We start from the raw sequence: 6,395 nt of genomic DNA on the forward strand, positions 1-6,395 counted from the left end.
TATGAATAACTTAAATAAAGAGATACAATTTGTAAAAGGAATAGGACCTAAAAGAGCTGAAAAACTTCATAAACTTAATATATTTACGCTAAAAGATCTAATATATTATTTTCCGAGACAATATGAAGATAGAAGTATTATAAAAAAAATTAGTCAATTGGAAAATGAGGACAAGGTATCGATTAAAGGAATTATAACTAAAATTGATACATATAGTCCGCGAAAAGGTATGAAAATAACTAGGATAGATATAAGAGATGATAGCGGTTATATAAAAATGTCATTTTTTAATCAAGAATATATTACAAAAGTATTTAAAAGTGGAGATAGTATTTTAGCTTTTGGAAAAGTTAAGATAGAAAATAACTTTAAGGAATTTATCCCGATTGAAGTAGAACATTATACTAATAAGCCAAGTTCTACTTGTAAAATTGAACCAGCATACCCTTTGACTTATGGTTTAACTAATAAAGAGTTACAAGGAATGATAAAATCAGTTCTTGCAAAGGAAGAATTTAAAGTTGAAGAATATTTACCTAAGTATATATTAGACAAATATAAATTATGCAGTATTGATTTTGCTGTTAGAAATATACATTCTCCAGTTAATAAGGAATATTTAAAAGTTGCCTTATATAGGTTAGTTTTTGAAGAATTTCTAATTTTACAATTGGGACTATTTTATTTTAAAAGTGGAATCAATGAAGCTAGTGGAATAGAATTTGAAGAAAAAGAAAAATTAAATGATATAATAAAATCTCTTCCATTTAAATTAACAAAGGCTCAAAGTCGAGCATTAAATGAAATTACTAAAGATATGACATCTTTAAAAGTGATGAATAGACTAGTTCAAGGTGATGTGGGAAGTGGAAAAACTGTTGTAGCATTACTTGCTCTAGCTAGTGCTGTTTTAAATGGCTATCAGGGAGCTTTAATGGCACCTACAGAGATTTTAGCATCACAGCACTATGATTCCTTTAAAGAAACATTAGAAGCTTTTAATATTAAGTCTGAGCTGTTAGTGGGGAGTCTTACAAAAAAACAAAAAGAAAAAGTATTAGAAAAAGTAAAAAATCAAGAAGTGGATATTCTTATTGGAACACATGCTCTTATAGAAGATAAGGTGGAATTCAAAAATTTAGGTATAGTTATAACGGATGAACAACATAGATTTGGTGTTAGACAAAGAGGAAGATTATCTAATAAAGGAGATAGTCCTGATATTCTTGTTATGACTGCAACACCAATACCTAGAACATTAGCGCTAATTTTATATGGCGATTTAGATATATCTATAATAGATGAGTTGCCTCCAGGAAGGCAACCTGTAGAAACTATAGCTATAGAACATAAAAGAAGAAAAGAAGCTTATGAGAATTTAGTAAGAAATGAAGTTGAAAAAGGAAGACAAGTTTATGTTGTATGTCCTTTAGTAGATGAAAGTGAAAAGATAGAAGCTACAGCGGCAGTTGAATTAGTAGAAGAGTTAAAAAGAGAATTTTTTTCAGATTTACGAGTGGGTCTGCTTCATGGTAAGATGAGACCGAGTGAAAAAGATGATATAATGGATGATTTTAAAAATAAAAAACTAGATATATTAGTATCTACTACGGTTATTGAAGTAGGAGTTAATGTACCTAACGCCACGTTGATGATAATAGAAAATGCAGAGAGATTTGGTTTAGCACAGCTTCATCAGCTTAGAGGCCGTGTTGGAAGAGGAAAGCATAAATCTTATTGCATATTAATTTACAATTCAAAAACAGAAGTATGTAGGGAAAGAATGGCTATTATGGAAGAGACTACAGATGGATTCAAAATATCTCAAAAAGATTTAGAAATAAGAGGTCCAGGTGAGTTTTTTGGGACAAGACAACATGGTCTGCCAGAGTTAAAAGTTGCAAACATTTTTAAACATATTAAAATATTAAAACAAGCTCAATTAGAGGCTAGATACATAATTGGCCAAGATGTAAAATTACAGCAAGAAGATAATAAAAAATTAAAAGAAGAAATATTGTATAAATTTAGTGAACGTGAAGAAATCTCATTAAATTAGTTGAAATTTATGGTAAAATAAAGAAAGGAGATATAATTTTGAGAGTTATTTCAGGAAAAGCAAGAGGACTAAAATTAAATGCTCCGAAAAATGATGACGTAAGACCTACGACAGACAGAGTTAAAGAGTCTTTATTTAATATGATTAATCCATATATAATGGACAGTAATATATTAGATTTATTTGCTGGGACAGGTTCTTTAGGAATTGAGTGTTTATCAAGAGGAGCGAATAAATGTATTTTTGTAGATAATAGTAAGGAAAGTATAAACATTGTAAAATCTAATATAAAGAAGGCAAGAGTTGAAAGTGAAAGTATAGTATTAAACTTAGATTTTAAAAGTGCTATAAACTCTTTATCTTTAAAAAATGAAAAATTTGACGTTATATTTATGGATCCTCCATATTATAAGAATCTGTTTAGTGATGCATTAGGTAGTATAGATAATAATAACCTTTTAAAAGAAGATGGTATTATTGTTGTAGAACATGATACTAAAGATAAATTTCCAGATAATATTGGAAGATTGTACAAAAGTAGAGACAAAAAATATGGTAATACAACATTAACGTTTTATAAAGTGGAGGAATAACATGGACAAACCAATGCGTAAAGCAATATTTGCTGGTAGTTTTGATCCAATTACCAATGGACATTTAGATATAATTTTCAGAGCAGCTAAGCTATTTGATGAATTGCAAATTGGAGTGCTTATAAATCCTAATAAAAAGGGACTTTTTACATTAGAAGAAAGAGTTGAATTAATTGAGGTTTGTACAAAAGAATTGAATAATATTAAAGTGATTGAATTCCAAGGTTTATTAGTTAATTACTGTAAAGAACATGGAATAGATACTTTAGTTAGAGGAGTAAGAAGTGAAGCAGATGTTAACTATGAGTTACAAATGGCTCATATGAATAAAGAATTGAATTCTGATATAGAAACAATATTTTTACCAACTAACAAGCAATACTCTTTTGTAAGTTCATCATTAATTAAAGAAGTTTTAAACTTCGGAGCTGATGTTAAAAACTTAGTGCCAGAAGAAGTTATCTGGGCGATAGAAAAGAAGACGAAATAGTAATTTAGGGGGAATAATATGAAAATAGATTTAGAAATCATGGATTTATTTCAAGAATTAGAAGAGTTAATAGAGCATGCACCACTTAAAGGGTTAGCAAGAAAATCAATTAGTATAGATAAAGAGGAAATTCTTGCTATTATAAATGATATAAAAACATTAATGCCAGAAGAAGTAAATCAAGCAATATGGATTAATAGAGAAAGGCAAAGAATAATAACAGAAGCAAAGGCTGAAGCAGAACAAATTATAGAACAAGCTAACCAAGAAGCTCAAATTAAAGCTAAAGAAGGAGAGCAGTTCGAAGAAAATCTTAAACAACAATTTAATGATATTGTAGAATCGAGCGAAGTTGTTGAAAGAGCAAAAGAAAGAGCTACAGAAATTATAAGTAGAGCAGAGTCTTATGCAGTTGAAATTAGAGAAGGATCTATTGAATATGCAGAAGATGTAATAAGTTCAGTTGAACAAAATCTAATAGAAACTTTAGAAATAGTAAAAAGAAATAAAAGAGAATTAAGAGAAGAATAGAAAATAAGCTCCCGATTAAACTGGGAGCTTTCATTATTTTATCAATCTTTTGTTATATATAAAAAGTATAGATTGAATATTATATAAATAATAACAGTTATAATTAAAAATATTTTAAAATTATAAAAATAATGATTTAGGATATTGTTATTGTAAATAGAATTATAAATTGATGAAAAATTTGAAACTGGTAAGTAATTTGAGCTTATTGGATAAAGTAAAAACGTATATAAAGCTGCAAATGTACCATGTAAAAATTTGTTGAATATGTAAATACTAGTTTTAATATCAGTCTTAGCTATAAAGCTACAACATTGAGCTAGAATAGATAAACCACTAAAGCCTATGATGAAACTGCATAAACTGGCTTTAATTACCTCAGAAATATATGTAATGCTAGTTACATTATTACAACCTATTGTAATTTCAAATAACCCACTTATAAAAGCAGAACAAACCTCTTTTGTCATGCCTAAAGAAGAAAAGAAAAAGCACAATATGTAAGATATACCATCTATTACATTAAATAACGTTAGGATTTTAAAAACTACAGAAAAAATTATTACAAAACCACCAACAGCCAATAAAGTATTTACACCACTTATAACGGCATTTCCAAAAGAAATAAAAAAACCATCCTTTTCTGGAGTATTAATTATGGATTTTATATTATTAATTATGGTTTTATTTGACCTTTCTCTTTTTTCTTTTCCGTATCTTCTAAAAAGTAAACCAACAGTTATGGCTCCTAGATAATGGCAAATAAGCATTACATATCCTAAGTATGCATCGTTTAACATTCCGACTGCCACAGCACCAATTATAAATAAGGGACCTGATGTGGAACAAAATGATACTAACCTTTGACCTTCGTATTGAGAAATATCTTGGTTTAGCCTTAAATCAGATGCCAGTCTTGCACCTACAGGATATCCAGATACTGCTGAGATTGCAAAAACTAGTGCACTTTTACCTGATACATTGAAGATAAATTGAGTTATGGGATTTATTATTACGCCTATAATATCAACTATCTTCAAAGAAACTATCAAATTAGCACCGATTATAAAAGGTAGTAAAGAGGGCATTAATATATTTACCCATATATGTATTCCATTTTGCGCAGCTTCAATAGAATCATCAGGGAAAATTATAATTCCAATAATTAATAATAAAACTATAATTTTGGGTAAAAAATATTTTGTTAATTTAGATATATTAATAAAAAAAATGAAATATGAAAAATAATTATTTGAATAGTGAAAAAGGACTATAAATTAATAGCCCTTTTCTTGTATTATAAAATTTATAATCATGGCAAATACTTAGGTGATAAATAATAATCCATGGGTCCTTTTAATAGATCTTTATTATTTTTGTAATAAATAAGATTATACATATTGCTAGATTTTAAATCATATTTAATAAGTGTTTTAAATATAGGGTCATCAATATGACTTATTTTTGAAAATTTAGTTATAATTTCAATATCACTAGAAGTTTTTATTTTCTTTATAATTTCTCGGCCCTTGTTATTGAAAGCTAAAACTCTAATGTAAGGGATTGAATTTAAATCCTTTACTTTTAATATATCTTCTTTGGTAACACCTAGCAAAATATTATTTAAAGTTCTCTTTATTTTAGTCATAGTATAACGTTTTGACTTTGTAGAATTAATTAACTCTTCTAAACTTTGAGAAGTGAAAATATTAGAATAAATTTTATTTTCTATACCTTCATTGACCTCAAAATAGTTATGCAAATTTTCGTAGTCTCTAATAATAATAGAAGATAATATGTCGTAGAACATATAATCAAATACAGGGTTAAAATTACTATCTATTTTACTATTAATTTCATCAAAAGTCGGTTTTGGGATAACATTTTCAATAAGTTGCAAGTTTTGGTTATTTTTTAAAGAATTTCTAATAGCTGTGGCTGAACAAATATTACTATTTATATCACTGGAATTATATTCAGATGCAACTCTAGTGATGGTATAAGGTTTAATAGAGCTATATATCTTAATTAAACTTTTAATATATTCAATACCTAATATATTATTAGAAGAATTCAAAACTTGTTGAAGTTCATTTTCATTTAAATGTAAAAGATTATGAGTTTTTATATATTCATATAGAGCTTTACTTCTTGCTATTGGGAAAACGACACCATCATCTAAATGCTTTTTTAAATTTAACTTAAATTCTATAGGTTCTTTAACTAAAATCTCCGCTATTGTATTTAAGATTCCCACATCTCCTTCTTCACTTCCAAAACAAATTGAACTAACGCAATTAAGAGAGTTTAAGGTAGCTATGGCACCGTGAGAAAAAATTTCTGCGCTTTGACAAGCATAAAGAGTTGGAAGTTCTATTACTAAATCCACACCACTTTTTACTGCCATCTCTGCTCTTGTATATTTATCAAATAAAGCGGGCTCTCCTCTTTGTAAAAAAGAACCACTCATTATAGCCATAGTATGAGTTGCCTTTGCTATTTCCTTTGATTTTTCTAAATGGTATTTATGACCATTATGAAATGGGTTGTATTCAACCACTAATCCTAGTAAATTCATACAATCCTCCTTTTGGTAATTTTTACTACATATTAATATATTATATTTTTTAAGTTGACAAAATTAGAGGAAATACTTAATAATATAATAATATAAATGTGTGATAAGACACATAAATATGTTTTATTATATGAATAATAAGTA

General features: G+C 27.6%; 6 protein-coding genes. 4 read left to right on the forward strand and 2 right to left on the reverse strand.

Features of this window, described 5'->3' with window-relative positions:
* The first annotated feature begins 1 nt into the window (after position 1).
* Genes recG through QX51_RS05635 form a run of 4 tightly spaced genes read left to right on the forward strand, consistent with a single transcriptional unit; the run spans position 2 to position 3,673 of the window.
* A complete protein-coding gene (gene recG / locus QX51_RS05620) occupies positions 2–2,059 on the forward strand; it encodes an ATP-dependent DNA helicase RecG (protein WP_079764691.1) in 2,058 nt (685 codons plus the stop codon).
* A gap of 38 nt (positions 2,060–2,097) precedes the next feature.
* Positions 2,098–2,652: a 16S rRNA (guanine(966)-N(2))-methyltransferase RsmD gene (rsmD, locus tag QX51_RS05625; protein ID WP_039678922.1), complete on the forward strand. Its 555-nt coding sequence runs from the start codon at positions 2,098–2,100 to the stop codon at positions 2,650–2,652.
* 1 nt (position 2,653) lies between these two features.
* Positions 2,654–3,142, forward strand: coding sequence for a pantetheine-phosphate adenylyltransferase (gene coaD, locus QX51_RS05630; RefSeq protein ID WP_079764692.1), 489 nt, complete (start codon positions 2,654–2,656; stop codon positions 3,140–3,142).
* A gap of 18 nt (positions 3,143–3,160) precedes the next feature.
* The gene (locus QX51_RS05635; protein WP_039678923.1) at positions 3,161–3,673 is read left to right on the forward strand and encodes a hypothetical protein; all 513 of its coding nucleotides are present in this window, start codon (positions 3,161–3,163) and stop codon (positions 3,671–3,673) included.
* Between the two features lie 41 nt (positions 3,674–3,714).
* Here QX51_RS05635 and ylbJ read toward each other — a convergent pair whose 3' ends face one another.
* Together ylbJ and QX51_RS05645 are read right to left on the reverse strand one after the other, a co-directional pair.
* On the reverse strand, positions 3,715–4,947 hold the full coding sequence (gene ylbJ / locus QX51_RS05640) for a dipicolinic acid transporter SpoVV (protein WP_330376039.1): 1,233 nt from the start codon (positions 4,945–4,947) through the stop codon (positions 3,715–3,717).
* A gap of 38 nt (positions 4,948–4,985) precedes the next feature.
* Positions 4,986–6,251, reverse strand: a complete 1,266-nt coding sequence (locus QX51_RS05645; RefSeq protein ID WP_039678925.1) for a nucleotidyltransferase — start codon at positions 6,249–6,251, stop codon at positions 4,986–4,988.
* Positions 6,252–6,395: the final 144 nt, after the last annotated feature.

Source organism: Terrisporobacter othiniensis (assembly GCF_000808015.1).
GTDB classification, from domain to species: Bacteria; Bacillota; Clostridia; order Peptostreptococcales; family Peptostreptococcaceae; genus Terrisporobacter; species Terrisporobacter muris.

Excerpts from the sequence above, each read along its gene's own strand:
- QX51_RS05635 (WP_039678923.1), top strand. The coding sequence starts at position 3,161 with ATGAAAATAGATTTAGAAATCATGGATTTATTTCAAGAATTAGAAGAG.
- QX51_RS05645 (WP_039678925.1), bottom strand. The coding sequence starts at position 6,251 with ATGAATTTACTAGGATTAGTGGTTGAATACAACCCATTTCATAATGGT.
- coaD (WP_079764692.1), top strand. The coding sequence starts at position 2,654 with ATGGACAAACCAATGCGTAAAGCAATATTTGCTGGTAGTTTTGATCCA.
- recG (WP_079764691.1), top strand. The coding sequence starts at position 2 with ATGAATAACTTAAATAAAGAGATACAATTTGTAAAAGGAATAGGACCT.